Annotated in this window: 23 protein-coding genes and 1 tRNA gene; 16 read left to right on the top strand and 8 right to left on the bottom strand. The window is 38.0% G+C overall.

Features of this window, described 5'->3' with window-relative positions; genetic code table 11:
• Positions 1-30 precede the first annotated feature (30 nt).
• Together HGD76_RS08755 and HGD76_RS08750 are read right to left on the bottom strand one after the other, a co-directional pair.
• Positions 31-720, bottom strand: a complete 690-nt coding sequence (locus HGD76_RS08755) for a glutathione S-transferase family protein (protein WP_168651051.1) — start codon at positions 718-720, stop codon at positions 31-33.
• Positions 721-1,067: 347 nt separating this feature from the next.
• A complete protein-coding gene (locus HGD76_RS08750; protein ID WP_041458057.1) occupies positions 1,068-1,328 on the bottom strand; it encodes a hypothetical protein in 261 nt (86 codons plus the stop codon).
• A gap of 354 nt (positions 1,329-1,682) precedes the next feature.
• Here HGD76_RS08750 and HGD76_RS08745 point away from each other — a divergent pair, with 354 nt between their 5' ends.
• A complete protein-coding gene (locus tag HGD76_RS08745) occupies positions 1,683-2,354 on the top strand; it encodes a hypothetical protein (RefSeq protein WP_168695553.1) in 672 nt (223 codons plus the stop codon).
• Positions 2,355-2,410: 56 nt separating this feature from the next.
• Positions 2,411-4,243 carry a peptidoglycan D,D-transpeptidase FtsI family protein gene (locus HGD76_RS08740; RefSeq protein ID WP_168695552.1) on the top strand — a complete coding sequence of 611 codons (1,833 nt, stop codon included), beginning with the start codon at positions 2,411-2,413 and terminating at the stop codon, positions 4,241-4,243.
• A gap of 38 nt (positions 4,244-4,281) precedes the next feature.
• Here HGD76_RS08740 and HGD76_RS08735 read toward each other — a convergent pair whose 3' ends face one another.
• Complete coding sequence (locus HGD76_RS08735; RefSeq protein ID WP_148764074.1) at positions 4,282-5,382, bottom strand: glutamate--cysteine ligase; 1,101 nt, start codon at positions 5,380-5,382, stop codon at positions 4,282-4,284.
• Between the two features lie 248 nt (positions 5,383-5,630).
• On the opposite strand from HGD76_RS08735, the gene HGD76_RS08730 reads away from it, so the two are divergent.
• The 8 genes from HGD76_RS08730 (at position 5,631) to HGD76_RS08700 (ending at position 10,532) form a co-directional block, all read left to right on the top strand.
• The gene (locus tag HGD76_RS08730; RefSeq protein ID WP_168695551.1) at positions 5,631-6,305 is read left to right on the top strand and encodes a Mo-dependent nitrogenase C-terminal domain-containing protein; all 675 of its coding nucleotides are present in this window, start codon (positions 5,631-5,633) and stop codon (positions 6,303-6,305) included.
• 76 nt (positions 6,306-6,381) lie between these two features.
• Entirely contained in the window at positions 6,382-7,410 is a 1,029-nt protein-coding gene (gene obgE, locus HGD76_RS08725; RefSeq protein WP_168695550.1) for a GTPase ObgE, read from the top strand.
• 125 nt (positions 7,411-7,535) lie between these two features.
• On the top strand, positions 7,536-8,135 hold the full coding sequence (locus HGD76_RS08720; protein WP_233467122.1) for a type I restriction enzyme HsdR N-terminal domain-containing protein: 600 nt from the start codon (positions 7,536-7,538) through the stop codon (positions 8,133-8,135).
• Positions 8,136-8,432 carry a hypothetical protein gene (locus HGD76_RS25270; RefSeq protein ID WP_233467121.1) on the top strand — a complete coding sequence of 99 codons (297 nt, stop codon included), beginning with the start codon at positions 8,136-8,138 and terminating at the stop codon, positions 8,430-8,432.
• Positions 8,433-8,456: 24 nt separating this feature from the next.
• Positions 8,457-9,185, top strand: a complete 729-nt coding sequence (locus HGD76_RS08715) for a restriction endonuclease subunit S (protein ID WP_168695549.1) — start codon at positions 8,457-8,459, stop codon at positions 9,183-9,185.
• Positions 9,186-9,206: 21 nt separating this feature from the next.
• Complete coding sequence (locus tag HGD76_RS08710) at positions 9,207-9,500, top strand: hypothetical protein (RefSeq protein WP_168695548.1); 294 nt, start codon at positions 9,207-9,209, stop codon at positions 9,498-9,500.
• Positions 9,501-9,502: 2 nt separating this feature from the next.
• Positions 9,503-9,913, top strand: a complete 411-nt coding sequence (locus tag HGD76_RS08705; protein ID WP_168695547.1) for a type II toxin-antitoxin system VapC family toxin — start codon at positions 9,503-9,505, stop codon at positions 9,911-9,913.
• Positions 9,914-9,947: 34 nt separating this feature from the next.
• A complete protein-coding gene (locus tag HGD76_RS08700; protein ID WP_168695546.1) occupies positions 9,948-10,532 on the top strand; it encodes a Uma2 family endonuclease in 585 nt (194 codons plus the stop codon).
• A 74-nt stretch (positions 10,533-10,606) separates the two neighbouring features.
• Here the strand turns inward: HGD76_RS08700 and HGD76_RS08695 are convergent, their stop codons facing one another.
• Positions 10,607-11,743 carry an acyltransferase family protein gene (locus HGD76_RS08695; protein ID WP_168695545.1) on the bottom strand — a complete coding sequence of 379 codons (1,137 nt, stop codon included), beginning with the start codon at positions 11,741-11,743 and terminating at the stop codon, positions 10,607-10,609.
• 126 nt (positions 11,744-11,869) lie between these two features.
• Here HGD76_RS08695 and HGD76_RS08690 point away from each other — a divergent pair, with 126 nt between their 5' ends.
• A complete protein-coding gene (locus HGD76_RS08690) occupies positions 11,870-12,328 on the top strand; it encodes a peroxiredoxin (RefSeq protein WP_168695544.1) in 459 nt (152 codons plus the stop codon).
• Positions 12,329-12,379: 51 nt separating this feature from the next.
• On the opposite strand, the gene hpf is transcribed toward HGD76_RS08690, so the two are convergent.
• Entirely contained in the window at positions 12,380-13,015 is a 636-nt protein-coding gene (hpf, locus tag HGD76_RS08685; RefSeq protein WP_168695543.1) for a ribosome hibernation-promoting factor, HPF/YfiA family, read from the bottom strand.
• 933 nt (positions 13,016-13,948) lie between these two features.
• Here hpf and lipB point away from each other — a divergent pair.
• The 5 genes from lipB (at position 13,949) to HGD76_RS08660 (ending at position 17,623) form a co-directional block, all read left to right on the top strand.
• Complete coding sequence (gene lipB / locus HGD76_RS08680) at positions 13,949-14,656, top strand: lipoyl(octanoyl) transferase LipB (protein WP_168695542.1); 708 nt, start codon at positions 13,949-13,951, stop codon at positions 14,654-14,656.
• 28 nt (positions 14,657-14,684) lie between these two features.
• Positions 14,685-15,350: a peptide-methionine (S)-S-oxide reductase MsrA gene (gene msrA / locus HGD76_RS08675; protein WP_148764095.1), complete on the top strand. Its 666-nt coding sequence runs from the start codon at positions 14,685-14,687 to the stop codon at positions 15,348-15,350.
• Positions 15,351-15,477: 127 nt separating this feature from the next.
• Positions 15,478-16,353, top strand: coding sequence for a M48 family metallopeptidase (locus HGD76_RS08670; protein WP_148767025.1), 876 nt, complete (start codon positions 15,478-15,480; stop codon positions 16,351-16,353).
• 23 nt (positions 16,354-16,376) lie between these two features.
• Positions 16,377-17,474 carry a glycolate oxidase gene (locus HGD76_RS08665; protein WP_148764097.1) on the top strand — a complete coding sequence of 366 codons (1,098 nt, stop codon included), beginning with the start codon at positions 16,377-16,379 and terminating at the stop codon, positions 17,472-17,474.
• A gap of 65 nt (positions 17,475-17,539) precedes the next feature.
• A tRNA-Leu gene (locus HGD76_RS08660) sits at positions 17,540-17,623 on the top strand.
• 287 nt (positions 17,624-17,910) lie between these two features.
• On the opposite strand, the gene HGD76_RS08655 is transcribed toward HGD76_RS08660, so the two are convergent.
• The 3 genes from HGD76_RS08655 to HGD76_RS08645 form a co-directional block, all read right to left on the bottom strand.
• Positions 17,911-20,151 (bottom strand): GumC family protein, encoded by a 2,241-nt coding sequence (locus HGD76_RS08655; RefSeq protein ID WP_168695541.1) that lies wholly within the window; start codon positions 20,149-20,151, stop codon positions 17,911-17,913.
• Between the two features lie 344 nt (positions 20,152-20,495).
• The gene (locus tag HGD76_RS08650; RefSeq protein ID WP_168695540.1) at positions 20,496-21,071 is read right to left on the bottom strand and encodes a WcaF family extracellular polysaccharide biosynthesis acetyltransferase; all 576 of its coding nucleotides are present in this window, start codon (positions 21,069-21,071) and stop codon (positions 20,496-20,498) included.
• 305 nt (positions 21,072-21,376) lie between these two features.
• Positions 21,377-22,159, bottom strand: a complete 783-nt coding sequence (locus tag HGD76_RS08645) for a glycosyltransferase family 2 protein (RefSeq protein WP_168695539.1) — start codon at positions 22,157-22,159, stop codon at positions 21,377-21,379.
• Positions 22,160-22,275: the final 116 nt, after the last annotated feature.

Below are 22,275 nucleotides of genomic sequence, written 5' to 3'. Positions count from 1 at the left end.
TGGAGTTCTAAATTCTATTTTTTTTAATTTTTAATTTCTAATTTTTAATTTCTCAAGTCCAGGTGGTAATGGTTCAGCACATAGCTGGTGGATATTGATAATTCGTTCAAAAACCTGTGGATACTCCTGACGATAATCGGGAATCAATGCTAAAGGACTCAATAAAGCCGCCGCCGCAATATCAGCTATACTCAAGCGGCTACCCACTAAATAATCACTTTTTTGCCAATATGCAGATAATACTAACAAAGCATTGGCGAGTCTTTTTCGCGCTAATTCAACGGTAGTATCATTAATACCATATTGTTGTCTAACTATTTTAATCACCATTTGGCTAAATAGCGAAGGGTCAATTGACTTACCTTCACTAGCGCGAAATTGATAATATACAAACCTAGTAGCTGTTCCTATACTTTCATCTAACCAATCTTCCAACATCGCAGCTTGAGTTTGCTGTTCTGAATTGGGTAAAAATAGAGCAGGTTCAGGTTGATAGCCTTCTAAAAATTTGAAAATTTCTGTAGAGTCAGCAATAGTTTGGGGTTGTCCGACAATTTGGGGTAACAGTACCGGTAGTGTCGTTAACCCAGTTAAGGGCTTGACCTTTAAAATATGCAGCCCTGGAGTTAAATTCTCAACTTGATAACTAATTCCCTTATAACCCAATGCCAATCGGGCTTTGCGACAATAATGAGATGTACTAAATTGCAGTAACAACATACATTGATCTTACTTGGTTACTGAGATACACAAGTAACGTAGTTTAACCTTGGTCAAACAGCGTTAATTGCTGATAATTCGCTCTCTGATTGACCTTACTCGTAAGGAGAGCTTTTAGGTTCTAGACTAAGTGAAAACGAACATAAAAAAAATCAAACTGGGCGAGAACTGAATCTAGCCCAGAAGCAAAACCTGATGAATGTTCCTGTTTTTTACCCAACTTGATACCATTAGGCAGTTGAATCTTTAGTCTTTATCCACAAATTAAGCTAACTTTCTCAGTAGAGTTTTGTGAAAAATAATTTTTAAAGAGTCAACTAATCACGAGGGCGATGTATTACCCTATACTAAGGTTTTTTGGGAGTAGCCGCAGGAGAGGTAGTCGCCGCAGGAGAAGTTGTCGCCGCAGGAGAGGTTGTCGCTGCAGGAGAGGTTGTCGCCGCAGGAGAGGTTGTCGCCGCAGGGGTAGCACCAGTATCTGCTGGTTCGCCACCTGTGGTTGCTGCTGGAGAACTGGTAGTACCTGCTGGTTCACTACCACCTTCACAAGCTCCAAGCATGGTAGCCAGACTTAACATTAGAGCCAAACCAAAAATTCTTGTCTTCATAACTCCTCTTTCACCAATTGTGGCAATAAAATATGCAGCCTGTTGAATAAGATACCTTATTTATTGATTTTTTTTTAGGACTTTTTGATTACATATTTCAACTCATTCTTTTTTGTAACATTTTTGTAGATTATATGTAACACGAATAGATCATGATTAAGAGTTAGAATAGCTTCAAATTCTTGATCTAATTAATGCAACTTTAGGTTAAAACCACCTGAGTCGTTTTTCATCCCCTGTCTAAAGCATATAAGGCATTGCTACGCAATGCTTATTCAGGGGCTTTCAAACTTCCCAGTCTTTCTTGTAAAATTCAATCAAGTCAAAAATAAAGTATTTACCATCAGAAAAATTATGGTTTTTGAACGTAAATCAGCAGTTTCCCCAAAAAATGCCTGGTTATGGGGCAAGTTTCCTTTGTCATTGAATAGACGACGTTCTCGAAGTCCGAATAAAAAGACACAGAATTTCTCCCGACTTCTGAGTGAACCGATAGCAGTTAAATCACCTATTTCCCGGAATGCTTGGATAAATTTAAATTTTTTAGGTTCTCGCAGAAATAAGACAGCAACCCGCATTTCCAGCTTAGAAACGAGTAAAAAACAACCTACCGGGACCGATAAACAATCAACTGCTACTCTAAATAAAATGAGTAATGCTGCGACTATGCCAACATGGTTGCTACGTATGTATACAGTTAATCGCTATTCATCCGTTTTCACATTTTTATTAGTGGTAGCGACATTAATAGTTTATGGTTGTACAGTATATTCTCAAGAGCTTTGGAGTGACTCGTACCGTAAACTACAAAGCTTACAACGTCATGAGCGACAGTTAAATACTGCCAATGCGACACTGACTAGCAAAATGGCACAGGAAGCCGAACAGCCTGGGACGGAAATGGTATCACCAACTTCTGAAGGGACAATTTTCTTACCACCAACATCTAATAATTATCCCAAATCGTCATTTTCAACTTCTCAACCAGAATTACAACCTGAACCTGCTTCTCCATTAGGATATTAATTGGTAATTGGTCAAATTCTTTCTATTTCCTATTCCCTAACTTATATGTTGCTCTAATGGTGAAGTCATCAATTAAAACAAAATTGAGAAATTTACGTAATTTAGAATTCAGACGACAACGAAAGTTCTCTAAACAATCTCAAATAGGAAATATTGATCCGAAAATACCGGAAAACCCACCCAATATTAAATTACGATTGTTGGCTGTGTGGGGTGTGTTAATGATTGCCATGCTAGGGTTGGCATTTAACTTATATCAGTTACAAATTGTTCAGGGAAAAAAGCTGACTCAAAAGGCACGAAACCAGCAAATGGTCAATTTACGCCCTTATATGCCCCGTCGTCCGGTAGTAGATCGGGGTAATAATATATTGGCTATTGACCGTCCTGTTTATAATGTCTATAGCCATCCCAAGTTATTTGATCTATCCCAGGAGGAAATTGCTGAGAAAATTGGTCCAGTTATTGGCAGAGAAAAGGCTGATTTAGTTAAAATATTCCAAAGTAAACGCAGTGGAATTTTACTAGCTTCTGGTGTTTCTGAAGATATTACTGATAAGTTGATATCACTCCGCTTGAATGGGTTCGAGTTTATTCAAAAATACTCTCGATTTTATCCCCAAGATGATTTGGTAGCAGATGTGGTGGGCTATGTTAATCTTGACCGTCGTGGTCAGGCTGGTGTGGAATATAGTCAGGAGAAGTTACTAGAACGTTCTGGACAAACAGTTCGGATGAGTAAGTCTGGTAATGGGTCATTGATGCCGGATTATGCGACTGAGGGATTTCTGCATTTTGATGATTTAAAACTGCAATTAACTATTGATAGCCGTGTGCAACGGGTAGCCCGTGGGGCATTAAAAGAACAAATGACTAAATTTAGTGCCAAACGAGGCGCAGTGGTTGTCATGGATGCGGTTGATGGTTCAATACTTGCTTTGGTTTCCCAACCTACCTATAACCCAAATCAATATGCTAAATCTGATATTTCTCTGTTTAGAAATTGGACTGTGGCTGATCTTTATGAACCGGGATCAACTTTTAAACCTGTAAATGTGGCGATCGCTCTAGAAAATGGTGCAATCAAACCAGACGATACTTTTGAAGATCCTGGTTCGATTAAAATCGGGATACATACGATCAAAAATGCCGAAAAAACTGGTTATCGCCGATTAACTATTCCTGAGATTTTACAAACTTCTAGTAACATTGGCATGGTGAGAATCATTCAACGATTAAAACCATCCATATACTACAACTGGCTAGAACGTTTAGGACTAGGACAAAAAGTTGAAACGGATTTACCCTTTGAAGTTATGGGTCAACTAAAAAGTCAAGAACAATTTATCTCTTCAACCATTGAACCAGCCACAACATCTTTTGGACAAGGTTTTTCTCTAACTCCACTACAACTGGTACAACTACATGGTGCATTAGCTAATGGGGGCAAATTAGTGACACCTCATGTAGTCCGAGGATTAATTGATAGTCAAGGAGTAACGCACTATTCACTGACTCTCCCAGAACCACGGCAAATTTTTTCAGCTACAACTACTCAAAAGGTTGTGGAAATGATGGAAACAGTAGTGAATGTGGGTACTGGTAAAGCTGCAAAAATTTCCGGATATCGCATTGGTGGAAAAACGGGAACGGCCCAAAAAGCTAGTCCTAATGGTGGATATATTAAGGGTGCAAGAATTACCAGTTTTGTCGCTATTTTGCCCGTGGAATCTCCTCGTTATGTAGTGTTTGCAGTTGTGGATGAACCAAAGGGAGAAAATGCCTATGGTTCTACAGTAGCTGCACCAATTGTGAAAACTGTGATGGAATCACTAATTCCTATTGAACAAATTCCTCCTAGTCAGGAAAAGGAGGAAAAGAAAAAGTAATTCGTCATTGGTCATTGGTGATTGGTAAATATTACCTATTACCTGTTATAACTTTTCTTGAGAGTGGCTTCAATTGAACCTAAATTTTGGAACAACTGAATTAATTCATGAGATTTTGTTTTTTTCTCGGATAAAATGACTTTTAATGGAGTTAAAAATTCAAGATCGGGATCATCTTTAAGGGCAATTTCAGCAACTTGTAAAAGTTTGTAAGAGTTAAGGAAAATGTCTTCATTTTCAAAGCCTGATTTTGCCGAAATTTGGTGTAAATTAGCATCAGGTATCATAGCTCTACCTGGTAAAGTTTCATCTAATACTAAACCTTTTAATAAAGCTAATAAACCTGCATAAATAGCGAAATTATCACAACTATCACAAGCTTTAAATTCTATCCGTCCTACTTCTGAGGGAATGCGGGCAATTTTTGTTAATGAAGGCACACTTTTAATCAGTTCTTCTGCTGTTTCTAAAAAAACTAATGTTGCGGATCTTTTTCCTGTTCTAATAAATGTCCTCACTGATAAACCTTCCCATAAACCACCATTATAAAAAGGAGAACTATAACTAAAAGGAATGATGTAAGGGCTGTAATAAGTTAACTTTTTACCAATGTCAATTAACCTTTCAGTAGATAAATTTGCCATAGAAATATTTAAATCTGGTCCATAGGAAACCATATAAATATGAGCAGTTTGTTCATCTGGATAAGCTTGTAATTGCCTAATTTCAAAATCATTTAATGGGGGTTGTGGTTTAAATACGCAAGTATAGGGATTAAAACTGGCTAAAACAGGTGAAAAACCAAAATTAGCAGCAACATCACGTAATAAAATAAAACTTGCGGTTAATTCATCAATTGCTCCTTGAATAGTAGAGTGGATAGTTGTTCTAATTTCAATACCTTTAGCTACACAGTCAATTACTTCTTCAGAGTCGCTAAATCTTTCAAATCCTTCAATATACCACCGCTTTTTCTTAATCCCAGCATCACCAACTCTTAATTGTGGGTAGTCAGTGGGATAGATAGGTAATTTGTCAACAATTTGCTGAAAATCTGCAAATTTTGTATTCTGGAAATCTGCGAATTTTCCTTGATGATTGAGAAAAGCAACTTCATGTTCAATACCAAAGGAGAACATACTTTATACCTAATTAATGAGAAACATAATCAATTATATCCATATTTTATGTCGTTGTGAATCAATACTGCTTAGTTCAGGCTAAAAAGTTTTTATCTCGGAGGTTGAGTTGAAGCAAGGAAACCCAACAAAATTCCTGATCATGTTGGACTACATTTACTTTATTTTCACCAATTAAATGTACAGAAATTTAGTTATCTTCAAGGTAACTTAATATTGACTAATAAAAATTACAGGACTGAGTTTTTATGACAACTACTGCTCAAACTCCTTACAGTAGCGAACAAATTATTGCTTGGTTACGTGGATTACTGACCATTGCTTGGGCTGATGGTAACTTTGATACTCAAGAACAGGAATTAATTACTAATCTGACCAAAGATGAATTAGCCCCTGCTGTTGATTGGAATACTCTAGAGATAATTGAACCAGATGAATTAGCGGCTATATTGGGTAAAGGTACGCCTGTAGCGGAAAATTTCTTGCGGACAGCGGTAATGGTAGCGATCGCTGATGGTATATACTCACCTAGTGAAGATGACCTGCTTCAGCAATTGTGTCAAAAATTAGAACTGCAAGAAAGTTTACTCACGGCTCTACGTCATACCCTAGAAGATACCGCACAAACAAACAATTTCCCCTCTACTGGACTTCAAGCCCCACACCCAGATGCCTTACGTCCCTTGCGTCAGTGGTTAGACGGTTTAGATATTCAAGACCCCAGAGTGGCGAAATTTTTGTGTAAGATGATTCCTTCCCAGTGTCCCTTTGAAAGAGATGTAACTCTATTCGGCCGGAAAATAGTTCATATTCCGCCATTGTGTAAAATTAACCCCCTTTATGAACAAATGGTAGGTTTACGCTTTCGCGCCCTTTCCTACCTAGCAGATGACTGTGGCGAGGATGTTACACCTTATATTTAAATTAGTTGTTAGTAGTCAATTGTTAGCGTAATTGACAACTGACAACTAACAACTGACAACTGACAACTGACTAATTATGCAATTTATAGACCAATCAGTAATTGAAGTAGAAGCAGGTGACGGAGGCGATGGTATTGTTGCTTTCCGCAGAGAGAAATATGTACCAGCAGGTGGTCCTTCCGGTGGTAATGGCGGAAGAGGCGGTTCAATCATTTTTGTAGGTGATAGCAACCTCCAAACCTTGTTAGATTTTCGATATAAGCATTTGTTTAAGGCGCAAAATGGAGAACGTGGTGGACCGAATAATTGTACCGGTGCAGGTGGAAAAGATTTAATTGTTGAAGTTCCCTGTGGTACTTCTGTTTATGATGCGGCAACGAGTGCTTTACTATGCGATATAGTTGAACCTGGTCAAAGTTTTCAGGTTGCTAAAGGTGGTAAAGGTGGGCTAGGAAACCAACATTTTTTGAGTAATAGTAACCGCGTCCCCGAATATGCACTTCCTGGGTTAGAAGGGGAAAAGAAGGTATTACGTTTAGAGTTGAAATTGTTAGCAGAAGTAGGAATTATTGGTTTACCAAATGCGGGTAAATCTACTTTAATTTCTTCTTTATCAGCCGCACGTCCGAAAATCGCTGATTATCCTTTTACTACCTTAATTCCTAATTTGGGTGTGGTAAAAAAACCCACGGGTGATGGTACTGTTTTTGCTGATATTCCCGGTTTAATTGCAGGTGCTTCTCATGGTGCGGGTTTAGGTCATGATTTCTTGCGTCACATTGAACGGACAAGGGTTTTATTACACTTAATTGATGCGACAAGTGAAGATATCATCGCTGATTTTCATACTATTCAAGAAGAACTGAAAGCTTATGGACGAGGTTTAGCTAAACGTCCGCAGATTTTAGCTTTGAATAAAATAGATGCTGTTGATAGGGAAACTGTTGATTTGGAAGCTTTAGCTATGCAATTAAATCATCTGGCTTTTGCGCCAGTTTTTACAATTTCTGCGGTAACTCGCACTGGTTTAGATGCAATGATGCAGGAAATTTGGCGGATTTTGGATGAAATTAATGTGTTGGAAGCTGAAGAGGTTGTGGTTTAATTGATGGGTTGATTTTGTTGGGTAAAAGTCCCCATTAGTTTTATACTAATTTAAGCTAGATTGAGAGTTCCTATATTCCTGGAACTTCTCAGCATTTAGCGAATTGAATTAAAACTAAAAACTCTATGAATCTTGCTGCAATTTTCAAAGACTCTAATTACAAGCTTTCTCAATTCACACCCCAAGAAATTGACACCTTGGAAAAATCTATTACCATTAAGCAAACAAAAAGCGGTGATGTAGCTTATATTAACTGCTTAGTGCGTGATAAAGAAATTAAATTAACACCAGAGGAAGCGGTAAGACAGCTTTATCTACAAGTCTTAACTCAACGTTATCATTATCCAGTTAATCGGATAGCAATTGAGTATGCTGTCACCTTTGGAAGAGAAAAGAAAAAGGCTGATATTGCTATTTTTGATAAAGACAGACCAAATGTACCTTATATTATTGTCGAACTAAAAAAGCCAAAGTTAAAAGACGGTAAAGACCAATTACGTTCCTATTGTAATGCAACAGGCGCACCGATTGGGGTTTGGACAAATGGAAATCAAATTTCTTATTATCAGCGTAAAGATCCCAATTATTTTGAAGATATTACAGATATTCCTAATGCGAACCAAACTTTAGCAGATATTCTCAATGAAAGATTTACATTAGAAGATTTAATCAAAAAAGATAAACTCGTCAACGAGAAAAAATCTCTAAAAGCCTTAATTGAATAAATGGAAGATGAGGTTTTAGCTAATGCTGGAGTTGACGTTTTTGAAGAATTATTCAAACTGATTTTTACTAAATTATATGATGAATGGCTTTCTGGTAGAGGAAATAATAAGAAAACTCGCTTATTAGAATTTAGAAATACTGGACAAACAGAAACAGCATTAAAAAATAAGATTCAAGATTTATTTGATAGGGCGAAAAAACATTGGGAAGGGGTATTTATGCTGAATATTATCAACCGAAATATGATCAAGCAGAAAAATTCATTAAAAACTGTGGCTTTCAATCTGAAAATTTAGGCTCATTAATTGAACCAATTCAAAATGGTTTTGATTATCGGGAATATACAGAAGAAGGCACACCTTATATCAGGGCAAACGCACCTAAATTCTGTAATCCATGCCCAGCAAGGGTTTCAACCTTTAGTTACAAAAATTAACAATCGTCAAAACCTTTGTCCAGTAAGCATTCTAAAAATAAGATGCGCTTGCCCTGCACCTTATATTTGTGTTGGTGATGTAAAAAACGGACTAATTAATCTTGAAAGTGCTGTAAAAATCCCCATCTCGATGAATGATGTTGATAAACCTGTAGGTTTACAAGTAGGAGATATCCTTTTTACTCGAAAAGGCAGCTTTGGTAATTCCGCAGTAGTTACAGAACTAGAAGTTAACGGAATTATTAGTAGTGAAATTATGCTTGTACGTTTAAATTCGATCTATAAAGAAACAATTCTGCCAGAGTATGTTAGCCTATTTCTAAATTCAAAATTTGGTTATTTACAGGTTGAGCGTAGAGTTCATGGTGTAGCTTACTACAGTATTTCTCAACCAGATTTAGCCAATTTACTAATTCCAATCTTGCCAAGAAATCAACAGCAAAAGATTGTTGAGAATATAAAATCATCATTTTCACTAAAACTAAAATCCAAACAACTCCTAGAAATTGCTAAAATAGGAGTAGAAAAAGCCATTGAAACCGACGAAGCCACAGCCACAGCTTGGATAAACCAACAACTTGCAGCCTTGGGTATTAATTCCCTAGATGAATAAAATCTGAAATGAGGTAAAACCATGACAGCTAAAGAACAACTAATCAGAGAAATCGAACAAACATCAGAAAATCTCATTGAAGAATTGTTGGATTTTTTATTATTTGCTAAAAACAGAAGAAATCAACAAACTAATGAGTCTAATTCTGCGAATCAATTAACTATAGAATCTAGTGAAGATCAACATAAAAGTAAACCAATTTGGGAAATATTTGCAGAAGGTAATCAAGATTTACCAGAAGAAGTTATTGCCCAATTACCTACAGATGGTGCAGCACAAATTGATCATTATCTTTACGGTAAACCCAAACAATAATTATGAAAACATTATTCGTAGATACTTTTTACTGGGTTGCCTTATTTAATCCTAAAGATGAATGGCATTTAACCGTAATAAATTATAGTAAAAACCTTGCTTCTGTTTATCTAGTAACAACGGATGAAGTGTTAACAGAGTTTCTCAATTTCTTCTCAACTTATGATAGTAAAACAAGGCAAAATGCTATTAATAGAGTTCAAGATATTTTGCACAATGATTATGTGCAGATTATCCCCCAAACTCATGAAACATTTTTAGCAGGGCTTGAACTTTATAAACAACGTGCTGACAAAGAATACAGCCTCACAGATTGTATTTCTATGCAAACTATGAAGCAATTAGGCATTACTGAAATACTAACTCATGACAGACACTTTACCCAAGAAGGATTTACTACACTATTTGAATGAATCAACAACTTGCAACCTTGGGAGTTAAAATATCATGACTATTGCACAAGAAACACGCTACTATTCACCCGCAGAATATCTAGAAATAGAAGTTAATTCTGATCAACGACATGAATATATTGATGGATTGATTATACCCATGACAGGCGGAACACCAGATCACAACCAACTTGCACTTAATTTCAGCGGTACACTCAATTTTCTTCTTAAACGTCAACCTTATCAAGTTTTTGTTACAGATCAACGGCTTTGGATTCCTAACAGAAAAATTCACACTTATCCTGATATTATGGTTGTCCAAACTCCTTTAGTTTTTGAAGAAGGAAGAAAAGACACTATTACTAATCCTGTGATGATTGCTGAGGTGTTATCAAATTCAACTAAAAGCTATGATAAAGATGAAAAGTTTGCTGCTTATCGAACTATTTCTAGTTTTCAAGAATATATTTTAATTGACCAATATACAATGCACGTTGAACAATATTCCAAAACTGATAATAACAAATGGATTTTTTCAGAATATTCAAATAGTCAGGATTCTTTAAATTTAGCTTCTATTGATTGTCAAATTTCACTGGAAGATATCTATGATAAAGTTAATTTTGAAGCGAAAGAATGAATTTTCCTCAAAGGTTTCATTAGTGAATTTACAGAATTTGGACAGGCAAGATGCCCGTCCCACAATAGGTTTATTTACACTTTAATAAACCAGCGTTTCTGATACATCAATACAGCAACACCATACCAAAATAACAGGGTAACAAGTGCAAACAAAAATGAGCCGTTGAAATTTCCTGCCCAAGATGCAAAGATATTTTGGTAAATCCAATTATAGATACTCACAGCAGTTTCACCTGTACCAAGTTGGGTTTTTGCAGTGATTTTAATCAAGATTACAGATGCTACAAAAAGAGCGATCGCATTTAATCCCATGATCTCAAAAGGCTTACTCCAGCGTTTAATTAACCTCACTTCTATCAATTCATAACAAGCTGCTAATAACATTAACGCCCAACCAGTGGTAAATAAAACATAGGAACTCGTCCAAATTTTCTTATTAATGGGAAATGCCACATCCCAAATAATTGCAATTACCAAACAACACAAACCAAACAAGACTAAATCCATGCTAGTTTGTGAAGTAGCCTGTTTTTTATCTTTAATCCATTCCCCAGTAAAATAACCGGCTAAAACGCTAACTATTGCCGGAATAGTGCTGAAAAGTCCTTCAGGATCTCCCAGGAAATTAAACCCATCACCTTTATATAAATGTGCCTTGGGAATAATTAATCTGTCAATAAATGCGCCAAAATTACCTTCTCTCGTTAGCACTCCTGCACCATAATCAGGAACAGGAATATACATCATTGTCAACCAATAAGCAATTAGTAATCCTCCTGCTACTAACCATTGACTTTTGCGAGGTAATTTTAAAACTATTAAAGATGCAAAAAGATAAGTTAAAGCAATCCGTTGCAATACCCCCATCAAGCGGATACTACTTAAATCAAAAGTCCAAACACCTTGATTCCAAAAACCATTTAATACTAAACCCAATATAAACAGAATCGCAGTGCGGCGCAGGATGCGTAAATAAACTGCTTTGGTGGGCTTGTTCTCTGCGGTATATTTTGCTAAAGAAAACGTCATAGCCACACCAACAATGAATAAAAAGCAGGGAAATATTAAGTCAGTGGGTGTACAACCGTGCCATTCGGAATGACTGAGGGGACGATAAACATAAACATCACCTGCAACTCCGGCCATATTAGCAAGAATCATTGCAGCGATGGTAATACCACGAAACACATCAAGGGAACTCAGACGCATAGACGGAATATCTTATTTAAGAATCTCACCTTACTCCTCCTGATGCACTTTATCAAGGAAAATCCTAGAAGCTAAGTTACAGGGTAAACTTTTATTAAGTAATGTTTGAAGTTTAAATTTTTTAATATGGCTATCAAAGTTGGAGATACCGCACCTAATTTTAGTCTACCTACCCAAAACGGCGAAAATGTTAGCTTGGCAGACTTTCGGGGTAAAAAATCCGTTGTTCTCTATTTTTATCCCAAGGATGATACACCAGGATGTACTATAGAATCTTGCGCTTTTCGAGATCAATATGCAGTATTTCAAGCCGCTGGTGCTGAAGTTATTGGTGTGAGTGGTGACTCTAGCGACTCTCATCAAAAGTTTGCAAATAAATACAATTTGCCTTTTACACTTTTAAGTGATCAAGGTGATAAAGTCCGAAAACAATATGGTGCAACTACTGCTTTTGGTTTTATTCCCGGCCGAGTTACCTATGTGATTGACCAAAATGGTGTGGTTCAGTATGTACTTGATTCCATGTTGAACTTTAAAGGCCACGTTGAAGAAGCATTGAAAACCCTGCAACAACTAGCAGCATAAATTAAGATCCCCGACTTCTCTGAGAAGTCGGGGATCTGAGACTCTCGATAATTAAACTCTAGATTTTTCTGCTACACCAACATGAGCAGATTTGCCATTTTTACCGTTGCCGTTACCGTTATTACGAGGTTGAATTACTCCATAACCGCCGTGATTACGTTCATAAATGACGTTAATCTCTCCACTTTCTGCATTATGAAACATATAAAAGTCATGTCCCACCAGTTGCAGTTGTTCTTGCGCTTCTGCCAATGTCATTGGTGGCATGGAGAAGTATTTGGTGCGAACAACCTCTTGGGGTAATTCAGCGGTGCGATCGCCTATTAAATCCGCTGCAACAGGTTCGGGTGCTACTACTTCGTTAGTTGATATAGGTTGAGTTTTATGATCCTGCCTTTTTTCCTTATATTTCCGCAATTGCCGAGCAATTTTGTCTGCAACTAGGTCAATACTTGCATATAAGCTTTCGCTGCTTTCTTCCGCACGGATCACACTACCATTAGCATAAATAGTTACTTCTGCCGCTTGCTTCGTACTTATTCGGGGATTGCGAGCTACGCTTAAATGGACATCCACTTGATTGGTGATGTTCTGGAAGTGACTAACTGCCTTTTCAATCTTTTGATGCACATATTCACGAATTGCATCAGTGATTTCAATATTTTTACCGTGGATGACAAGCTTCATGTAAACTCTCCCGCTCAATATTATATGTGATGTTTTCAGTTAGGAATAGAAATTGCGGTAAGGCCTATCACTGCCACCAGCATAAATCGCCACCTATCCCTAAGACATTGCCTTTTAGCATTTTTAACACTTCTTACATCGTCATGTTTGCGCTATTTATCGTCTTGTTTCCAACTGTTTACCAAGGAATTGGCTGTTTGAAGCAAAACTATTGAATTAGGCCTTTTGAGATATATTTCTTTTAAACGCCTAGTTCTATGGAACTTTACCAAAATAGGAGTGCTTGCCGTTCTATAAAACTTACCCAAAATTACCAAAGTCTAGACACATCTGGACAGCGACAACCTTAGTGTTTACTTCCTGCTTCATCACGGTCTTAGAATGGCTTCTAAGAGGTTTTTCCGCTCCACAGGCAATCTCGGTAGAACTTACCGTTTCTGACCGTAGTTCCTAAAAGGAACCCTTTTTTTGTCCCCCAGTCTTGTTCACTATTGTATAGAGAATACAACCATTTTGGGAAATTTGATCCTGATTGATACAAATAAATTTTTAAGTTGCCATCAGTCAGTAAATTAGCTGGTATTGTCTTAGCTTATTGCTCTTCTCCCAACGCCCATTCAGGTTATATATTCAAACTAGCACCTTGTGGTTTATAAAATATATTTCCTTGACGTTCCTTTAAGATCCTTTGCATAGCTTGACATTTGTTCGTTATATTTTTGGGAAATAAGAGGTAAGTAGCTTGACACAATTAAATATAAAACCTCTCTCCAAACCTGTCCCCTACGAGGGGAGAGGCTTTGACTCCCCCTTCCCTGGTAGGGAAGGGGGTTGGGGGGTTAGGTTTATATTATATTTTTACATTTTTTAACACCCACTTACTTATCGGGTGTCTTACCTCTTGCCTCTTTCTTGCTTATCACCTATTCACTGATGATTCCTAGCACTCAATTGAACCCGTACCGTTGTTTACTATATAATGTTGGCGTAATGCCTTATGAAACCGCTCATCAGTGGCAGCGATCGCTCGTTGCAGAACGCATTCACAATCCAGAACTAGATGATGTCTTAATTCTACTAGAACATCCCCCAGTCTACACCTTGGGGACAGCAGCAAATCCAGAATTTATTAAATTTAATCTTGACAAAAGTGATTATGATGTGCATCGCATTGAAAGAGGCGGCGAAGTTACCTATCATTGTCCCGGACAATTGGTAGGTTATCCCATTTTAAACTTACGCCGTTATCGTCAAGACTTGCATTGGTACTTGCGTCAACTTGAGGAAGTATTAATTCGCGTTTTAGCAAATTACGACTTGAAAGGAGAACGGATTCCTGGTTTTACCGGAGTTTGGCTAGAAGGATACAAGATTGCTGCCATCGGCATAAAAGTGAGTAAATGGATTACCATGCACGGTTTCTCCTTAAATGTTTGTCCAGACATGACAGGATTTAAACAAATTATCCCCTGTGGCATTATTGATAAACCAGTCAGCAGTTTAGCCAAATGGATTCCTGACATTACCTGTAACCAAGTCCGTCCTTTTGTCAATCAATGTTTTGCAGAAGTATTTGGTGTGGAATTTGAGGTTGATAAATCTCCGACTAGCTACAAAAATCTTTACAATAAAAAAGAATAGCAATCAAACATAATACAAATTAAAAATCATGGGAATATTCGGATTTGGCAAAAAGTCAGCCATACCTACACCTGAGCAAGCCCTATCAGGACGTGCAGAAGTGATGCGAGTACCCGCACAACATTATGTTAATAAAAATCCCCTCAAAGCACCTTTTCCCGCAGGTTTAGAAACCGCCATGTTTGGTTTAGGCTGTTTTTGGGGAGCAGAACGCAAATTCTGGCAACAAGAAGGAGTTTACACCACTGCGGTAGGTTATGCGGCTGGTTACACACCCAACCCCACCTATCAAGAAGTATGTAGTGGCATGACAGGTCATAATGAAGTAGTATTAGTAGTGTTTGACCCCAAAATCATTACTTATTCCCAACTATTGAAAGTGTTCTGGGAAAGCCACAACCCCACCCAAGGAATGCGTCAAGGTAATGATGCTGGTACTCAATACCGTTCAGGAATTTACGTTTATTCACAAGAGCAAAAAGAATTAGCCGTAACATCACAGAACGCTTATCAATCAGCCCTTACCAGCGCCGATTATGGCAAAATTACCACAGAAATTTTAGATGCACCAGAATTTTACTATGCTGAAGAATACCATCAGCAATATTTAGCCAAAAACCCCGGTGGTTATTGTGGTTTAGGTGGTACTAACGTAGCTTGTCCCGTAGGTATTCCTGAAGCACAAGTTAGTTAGAACCATAGAAATCAACATCGTATCGTAGGTTGGGTTGACGCAAGGAAACCCAACAAAATCCTCGATCATCTTGGATTTTGTTATGTCAAAAACACTAGAATTCACATTTTCTCTTACTTTAAATACTATGTCCTTACTCAAAACCTCGCTTACAGGCTTAAAAGCAGACTCATTCCGTCATCCTCTGGACTTGGAAGCTACTAAAACTCTCAAACAAATTCCCGGTTTAGATATGATGGTGAGAAATTTGCTCGGTCCCATGGCCGAACAGGTTTTCTATGTGGAAAATATCGCTTCTAGTATTTTAGTAGGAGAAAAACAACTTCCTGATTTACACAAATTATTATTAGAAGCTTGTCAAATTCTGGATATTGATCCACCTCAGTTATATGTGCGTCAACATCCAGCCCCTAACGCTTACACCTTTGCCATGCGAGGTAAACAGCCTTTTGTGGTTATTCATACATCCTTGATTGAAATCCTCACCCCTGAAGAGATACAGGCTGTAATTGCCCATGAATTAGGTCATCTTAAATGTGATCATAGCGTGTATTTAACACCTGTGAATTTATTGATTTTAGCTGCTGCCATTGTCCCAAATGTCGGTGCTGTTTTGGCTCAAGCTATTCAGTCACAATTATTAGAATGGGTCCGCTGTGCTGAGTTTACCTGCGATCGCGCCGCTTTGTTAGCTACCCAAAATCCGAAAGTTGTCATGTCAGTATTAATGAAGTTAGCCGGCGGTTCTCCCAGTTTAGCCCCCCAACTCAATTTAGAGGCCTTTATAGATCAAGCTCGTGCCTATGATGACATTAGTAAAACGGAATTGGGAGAAATGGTCAAATCCGCCCGTACAGCCCAATTAAGCCATCCTGTCCCCGTATTACGAGCTAGGGAAATTGACCGTTGGGCAGGTAGTCAAGAGTACCAAAAATTAGTGCAAAATCACGGCATTAATCACAAAAGTGAAACTATATCTCAAGGTGGATGGAGGAATTGGTAGATTTTGCTAGAGTCAATCAAGATATGAATTCTTTATCAGCGATTAATTTATTTGGATACGAACAACTAGCAAAAGAGCATCTTTCCCAGATGGCTTTTGATTATTACAGCAGTGGTGCATGGGATGAAGTGACATTGCGGGATAATCTCGCTGCTTTTACAAGAGTGAAACTTCGTCCGAAAATGTTAGTTGATGTTAGTAAAATTAACCTCACTACCCAGGTTTTAGGGGAATCTTTGCAATTACCCCTATTAATCGCACCCATGGCTTTTCAATGTCTGGCTGATCCAGAAGGAGAAATTGCTACAGCTTTAGCAGCAGAAATCGCAGGTGTGGGCATGGTGTTGAGTACCCTTGCTACCAAGAGTTTAGAAGAAGTTGCCACAGTTGCCAAAGGTTTGCAATGGTTTCAGCTTTACATCCATAAAGATCAGGGTTTAACTCAGGCTTTGGTGCAACGAGCATACACCGCAGGATACAAAGCAATTTGTCTGACGGTAGATGCGCCTATATTGGGAAAAAGAGAACGAGATCAGCGCAATGAGTTCACTTTACCTCCTGGCTTACATCCCGCTAATTTAACTAATATCTCTGGTTTGGACATTCCCCAAGCACCAGGAGAATCTGGTTTATTGACTTATTTTGCTCAACAAATTAACCCCGCAGTCACTTGGAAGGATTTGGAATGGTTACAATCTCTGAGTCCCCTACCTTTGGTAGTGAAAGGAATTTTACGGGCTGATGATGCTGTGCGGGCTGTAGAATATGGAGCGCAAGCAATTGTAGTTTCTAATCACGGTGGTAGACAATTAGATGGAGCGATCGCTTCTTTGGATGCTTTACCTGATATTATCGCCGCAGTGGACGGTAAAGCCGAAGTCCTATTGGATGGTGGTATCCGTCGGGGTACAGATATCCTCAAAGCCTTAGCTTACGGTGCTAAAGCCGTACTCATTGGCCGTCCAGTGTTATGGGGATTAGCGGTAGCTGGAAAAATTGGCGTATCTCACATCATTTCCCTATTACAAGATGAGTTAAATTTGGCAATGGCTCTGAGTGGTTGTGCCAGTTTGGGAGATATTGATTCTAGTTTGGTGAACCAATTACCAAAAAATTTCTAAATTAAATCTAATTACCTCTTGCCAAACTAAAAAAAATAGGCTATACTTGTAAGAGTGACACCCAAGGGCGGGTGGCGGAATTGGTAGACGCACCGCACTCAAAATGCGGCGGCCGTGAGGTCATAGGAGTTCGATTCTCCTCCTGCCCATTTAGAAAAATAAATTCGAGCCACAGACACGAAATAATGTCTGTGACTGGTTCCTCGTGAATATTTCTTTGCTTAATACAGCGGTTTCCGCTCTTATGATGTACAAAGGTGGTGCGGGCATAGTATGCCCGCACTACCAAAAACCCGTCAAAATAAATTTGACAGCCTACTAGTGCTGAAAGAGCATCGGGGCAAAGCTAGATAGGTTTTAGGAAAACGCCACCTCAAAATAAGTAGGAAACGTCAAGACCATGCTGTGAAATTAGCACGGTCGCTATCAGCAAACCCTAGTTAACCGATTGACTCTTAGTACGGTAATATGAACTGTATCCATAATTATAGTTATATCCGAGTCCTCGGAATTTGTCGCCGTTGACTACTAATCCTAGTAAATTGATGGGAGATGCTTTTAGCGTATCAACAAGTTGCTTTGCGACTGATTTATCTGTTTTATCAATTCTTACAACTAGCATCACACCATCAGTATGAACTGCTACCAATCTAGCATCTACTAATCCTGACAAAGGAGGAGTATCATAAATCACTAAATCAAAATTCTCGGTGAAATAGTCCATTATTTGACTCATTTTATCTGATGAGAGCAACCGGGCAGGATCGGGTGGTACAGGACCTGCGGTAATCACAGATAAATCATTCAATCCGGGTATTTTTTGAATTACTTGCGCTACATCTATATCTGAAGAAATTAAACTACTTATTCCCCACAGATTATTTAATTGTGATAATTTGTGAACCTTGGGTTTGCGGAGGTCACAATCTACAAGTAATACTTTTTTCCCCATGATCGCGGCTGTTTTTGCCAAGCTAAATGCCACCGTACTTTTACCATCTCCGGGGACAGCAGAGGAAACAACGAAAGACTTAATTGGTCGGTCAGAATTAAGCAGTTGAATATTACTATATAAAACTTGTAAGGATTCCCAAAATGATCCCTGTCCATAATAAGATATGGATTGGGAAGGACGACGAGGAGAAGTGTTATATTCATCACTTGCCATAATAGGGTCCACAACTACTTCTGGTTCTTGATCTTTTCCTATGTTTCTCAGCTTTGAAGATTGACTCTGAGCTAAGTTTTTACTAAAGGGAATAGACCCTAATAAAGGCACTCCGATCTTATCCTGGAGATTTTCAATACTGTGATAGGTGTTATCTATATCTTCGATGATTTTGGCAACACCGAATCCTAATAAAGAACTAGCCACAAATCCCAATAGTAAATTGCGGGTAGTATCTGGCGAAATTGGATATCTTGATTGAGCAGGTGCTTGGATTAATTCCCAAGGTAGTTCTGTTTGTGCTACGTCTATTTGTAATTGTTCACGCTTAGCTAAAAACCTCGTCAAACTCTCATTTGCTAGTTGTAAATTCCGTTGAATGTCAGCGTATTGTCTAGAGAGAATTGGTAGTTGTTTTAATTCGCTTTGTAATTGTTGTTCTGCTTGTGTCAGTTGTTGATTATCTACTTCTATTTTCCGAATGATAACAGCCGCTTGAGCTATTCTAGTGTTCAAAATTCGTTTTGCTTCTGCATTGATAATAGGTAAGAGATTGTTTCTTTTATCTTGTAAGGTTTGAATAACTGGGTTATCAGTTTGAAATCGAGCTAATTCTCCAGATATTTGGGTGTCTAATTGGCGCTGTTGGACAATTAACTGTTGGTAAAGAGGAGCATCATTGAGCATGGCCAATTGTTCTTCTGGTGCCTGCAATCTCAGATAATTATTTTTAGCAGCGGCTAACTGTTGATTTACAGATGCTCGTTGTTGTCTCAACGATTGGAGACTTCCAGTAATTATTCCAGATTGGGTTCCTGGATCAAAAAAATTGTATTTTTGGCGGAATATTTGCAGTTCTTTTTGCAACTGTGTCACCCGATTTTGGATATCGGGTAGTTGTTGATCTACAAATTGAACGCCTTGATTTAGTTTGGTTTTCCGCTTATTTAGGCTGTATTCTAAATAGAATTGAGAAAATGTATTTAAGACGAATTGGATTTCTTGAGGATCACTACTTTGATAGCTGATTTCGATGATTTTTGTCGTTCCAAGACGACGAATATTTAAACCTAAAATAAGAGAGTTGTAGGTAATTTGAGGATATGATTCTCGTAATTTTTCAATAATTGGTTGTAGCAGTTCTGAACTTTTAAGAACTTGAATTTGACTTTCGTAATCTAGTCCAGGTGTAGTAAAAGAAGAGTCTGTCAGCCTTACTTTTTCTGCTTGATCATCATTACTAACAGGTTCAACTAAGATTCGAAAATTTCCTCCATATATACTTTTTTGCGTCATTGTTAAATAAGTAACACCAGTCATACCAGCAAAAATCACCGCTACAATGACAACCGCTCGGCGTTGTAAAACTTCAAGAAAGCTCTTAAAACTTAGACCATCAGACTGTTCCTGTTCGGTAAACTGAGAAAATGTAGAATCTGGAAATGATCCAGATGTAGGAATGATGCTATTGATAGAATTTGTCCGGTTTGTAATTTGCTTATTAAGCATGGATTTCTATTGTGTAAGTGATAAGGGAAGGATATTTGATACTCCCTGGTCTCAAGACACGGGGATTCTTGGTTCAACGAGACTACTTAAACTAGACTCCTGGCGTTATCTAGCTCAGAGGTGGGACTATTGTCATAAATTAAACATTGTATCAAAGTATGGATACAGCATTTTCCGGTTTTATGAAGTACATATCCAGCAGGCAAAATGCCTGCACTACAAGAGTTTCATAATTCAAGTTTGTATCTCATTAGAGCGAAATTTGCTGTAATTAGGTTATGTCACTATTGAACCTTCTGGAATGCCACAAACAATATTGGTAAATTATATACTAATTTTTGCAACTATTCATTTTTGGCAGTGCGAGACACAACATCTTCGCATTCTGTCCTTTTTTTGATTGGTTGAGCCGGATTTCCTGAATAGATGATGTTGGACTCTAAGGATCTTCCTGTGACACTACCTAACGCTAAAACTGCTCCCCTACCAATGGTGACACCAGGCCCAATGACTGATTTCGCTGCTATCCAACTACCTTCTTGGATATGAATGGGGGCAGGAATCAGTTGAAAATTGGGATGATTCCAGTCATGATTACCAGTACACAGATAAACACCTTGGGATAAACACACATGATTTTCGATGACTACGGTTGCTAGATTGTCAATCCAGGTATTTTCTCCAATCCAAACATGATTACCAATGGTCAAGCGCCAGGGAAACTTAATGCGGACTCCAGGCTTGATATTCACACCCTTGCCGATACTAGCTCCAAAAAGCCTCAGTATCGAAACTTTTATAGATGAGATAGGTAGCCAATAACTTTCAACTAATGGTGAGCCAATGAAGTACCACAGAAGTTGTTGACTATATGTCGCTCCGGGTGTGTAGCTGCCGACTGTGTAATTGTCTAAACGCATAAAATGGGGGGCGAAAACGTGGGTTAAAGCTGGCTCCAGTAAGACCTGAGACAATCCAAAACAGGGTTAAAAGAATGCAGAATTTAGAATTTAGAATTTAGAATTACGTTTTGCAACGGGGATTTTACCCCGACGCAAAACCCGCTGCTTGTAGAAGCAGGGGACTTTAACCCCCAAAGGTAAGTTAATTAACAGTAACTCAAAAGCTAATAATTGCTAATAATTACTTACTTGTGCTTCCTGTGCAATGTCACACCTCTATGGATGATTTGGCTTGTTATATTACCGTCGGGGTTGGTGGTTTTTTATTTTTGGGTTCGCTCAATATCTATTTTCTCTGCTTCTATTATATGTATACCCAGCAATATTTCTGCCAAAACTCGCTGAAATGTATAGTACCATCCATGCCAACCGTCGAGAATAGCGCCTTTGAGGATGAGACAATAAATGAAGATTATTAAAGGTGCGAGGATTTTGCGTTTGCGGATGCGATCGCCTATACTAAGCTCATGCTCTGGTGTTTCTAGAAGTTTTTTACTTTCAATTACCATATAACGATCTTGCGCCCATAACCAACGACTCAATGGTTTGCGATCGTCATGGTGGATGTATGCTGATAATTGACTAGACTTACCTTGTACAATCACTTTATGGGCGTGTCCATCATTTTGATAAATTGCTTTTTCTTTTTTATAAAGGACTTTGCGGGGTGGAAGCAAAGTACCACGTAAGGGTTTACCAAAAACACAGTATTTGAACCTGACACTATAGCTATTTATAGCTGAATCTATGGGCAAAGATGTAATTTCCCGAATTAAATCATCGGTTAATATATAATCTGCATCTAGAGATAGTACCCATTCTGATGTAATTTTTGACAGTCCATAATTGCATTGACTAGCGAAGGAATCAAATTTCCTGGGAAATACTTCTAATTGAGGATAGGAAGACAAAATTTCTAATGTTTTATCTGTGCTATAACTGTCAATAACAATGATTTTACTTGCCCATTTAAGTTTTTCTAGGGTACGATTAATGTTATTTTCTTCGTTATAGGTAAGGATGAGAGGTGTAATTTCTTCTAACATTAGGATATTCAAATAAATTCTTGTTATTAGACAATGGTACTAGAACACAACATACTTTTCCAAAGATAGGGAAATCTACCTGCAAACTTAAACTTGATATTTGTACTGTCCAGGTT

The sequence above is a fragment of the Dolichospermum flos-aquae CCAP 1403/13F genome, from assembly GCF_012516395.1.
Lineage (GTDB): Bacteria > Cyanobacteriota > Cyanobacteriia > Cyanobacteriales > Nostocaceae > Dolichospermum > Dolichospermum lemmermannii.
This window is presented reverse-complemented; position numbering and strand designations above follow the sequence as displayed.

Excerpts from the sequence above, each read along its gene's own strand:
- HGD76_RS08655 (WP_168695541.1), bottom strand. The coding sequence starts at position 20,151 with ATGCTTAATAAGCAAATTACAAACCGGACAAATTCTATCAATAGCATC.
- HGD76_RS08650 (WP_168695540.1), bottom strand. The coding sequence starts at position 21,071 with ATGCGTTTAGACAATTACACAGTCGGCAGCTACACACCCGGAGCGACA.
- HGD76_RS08715 (WP_168695549.1), top strand. The coding sequence starts at position 8,457 with ATGGTTTTGATTATCGGGAATATACAGAAGAAGGCACACCTTATATCA.
- HGD76_RS08740 (WP_168695552.1), top strand. The coding sequence starts at position 2,411 with ATGGTGAAGTCATCAATTAAAACAAAATTGAGAAATTTACGTAATTTA.
- HGD76_RS08690 (WP_168695544.1), top strand. The coding sequence starts at position 11,870 with ATGGCTATCAAAGTTGGAGATACCGCACCTAATTTTAGTCTACCTACC.
- HGD76_RS08645 (WP_168695539.1), bottom strand. The coding sequence starts at position 22,159 with ATGTTAGAAGAAATTACACCTCTCATCCTTACCTATAACGAAGAAAAT.
- HGD76_RS08705 (WP_168695547.1), top strand. The coding sequence starts at position 9,503 with ATGAAAACATTATTCGTAGATACTTTTTACTGGGTTGCCTTATTTAAT.
- HGD76_RS25270 (WP_233467121.1), top strand. The coding sequence starts at position 8,136 with ATGGAAGATGAGGTTTTAGCTAATGCTGGAGTTGACGTTTTTGAAGAA.
- HGD76_RS08695 (WP_168695545.1), bottom strand. The coding sequence starts at position 11,743 with ATGCGTCTGAGTTCCCTTGATGTGTTTCGTGGTATTACCATCGCTGCA.
- HGD76_RS08750 (WP_041458057.1), bottom strand. The coding sequence starts at position 1,328 with ATGAAGACAAGAATTTTTGGTTTGGCTCTAATGTTAAGTCTGGCTACC.
- HGD76_RS08735 (WP_148764074.1), bottom strand. The coding sequence starts at position 5,382 with ATGTTCTCCTTTGGTATTGAACATGAAGTTGCTTTTCTCAATCATCAA.
- HGD76_RS08745 (WP_168695553.1), top strand. The coding sequence starts at position 1,683 with ATGGTTTTTGAACGTAAATCAGCAGTTTCCCCAAAAAATGCCTGGTTA.
- lipB (WP_168695542.1), top strand. The coding sequence starts at position 13,949 with ATGATTCCTAGCACTCAATTGAACCCGTACCGTTGTTTACTATATAAT.
- HGD76_RS08665 (WP_148764097.1), top strand. The coding sequence starts at position 16,377 with ATGAATTCTTTATCAGCGATTAATTTATTTGGATACGAACAACTAGCA.
- HGD76_RS08720 (WP_233467122.1), top strand. The coding sequence starts at position 7,536 with ATGAATCTTGCTGCAATTTTCAAAGACTCTAATTACAAGCTTTCTCAA.
- msrA (WP_148764095.1), top strand. The coding sequence starts at position 14,685 with ATGGGAATATTCGGATTTGGCAAAAAGTCAGCCATACCTACACCTGAG.
- obgE (WP_168695550.1), top strand. The coding sequence starts at position 6,382 with ATGCAATTTATAGACCAATCAGTAATTGAAGTAGAAGCAGGTGACGGA.
- HGD76_RS08700 (WP_168695546.1), top strand. The coding sequence starts at position 9,948 with ATGACTATTGCACAAGAAACACGCTACTATTCACCCGCAGAATATCTA.
- HGD76_RS08730 (WP_168695551.1), top strand. The coding sequence starts at position 5,631 with ATGACAACTACTGCTCAAACTCCTTACAGTAGCGAACAAATTATTGCT.
- hpf (WP_168695543.1), bottom strand. The coding sequence starts at position 13,015 with ATGAAGCTTGTCATCCACGGTAAAAATATTGAAATCACTGATGCAATT.
- HGD76_RS08670 (WP_148767025.1), top strand. The coding sequence starts at position 15,478 with ATGTCCTTACTCAAAACCTCGCTTACAGGCTTAAAAGCAGACTCATTC.
- HGD76_RS08755 (WP_168651051.1), bottom strand. The coding sequence starts at position 720 with ATGTTGTTACTGCAATTTAGTACATCTCATTATTGTCGCAAAGCCCGA.
- HGD76_RS08710 (WP_168695548.1), top strand. The coding sequence starts at position 9,207 with ATGACAGCTAAAGAACAACTAATCAGAGAAATCGAACAAACATCAGAA.